Genomic DNA, 295 nt, shown 5'->3' with positions numbered 1-295 from the left:
CTGCTGCATCGGGGAAGCGCGCGAAGCCTTCATCGATCGCGGCAAGCCACCCCGGGTGGGGGATAAGCCGGTCCGACACCAGCACGACAAATTCACCGCTCAAGCGGTCAATGCTGTTGCGCAATGCTGCAAGCGAATCAGGCGTGCCGGCATCTCCGAGAAAGCCAACTCCAAATTGCGTGGCAAGCGCCGGATTGCCCCTGCCCACGACCGACACCGAATAAGGAATGTCCGTGGTATGGGCGCTCAGCGCGGCGAGGCACTTCGGCAATGCACCTTCACTGCCTGACTCGAT

The 295-nt window shown here is 61.7% G+C and carries 1 protein-coding gene; it reads right to left on the bottom strand.

Going from position 1 to position 295, the window contains the following annotated elements; all coding sequences use genetic code 11:
• The coding region (locus EN824_RS35550) for a hypothetical protein (protein ID WP_210236400.1) at positions 1-295 on the bottom strand (295 nt) is incomplete at both ends.

Origin of the sequence: Mesorhizobium sp. M8A.F.Ca.ET.181.01.1.1 (genome assembly GCF_004792025.1) — a bacterium.
GTDB lineage: Bacteria > Pseudomonadota > Alphaproteobacteria > Rhizobiales > Rhizobiaceae > Mesorhizobium.
This window is presented reverse-complemented; position numbering and strand designations above follow the sequence as displayed.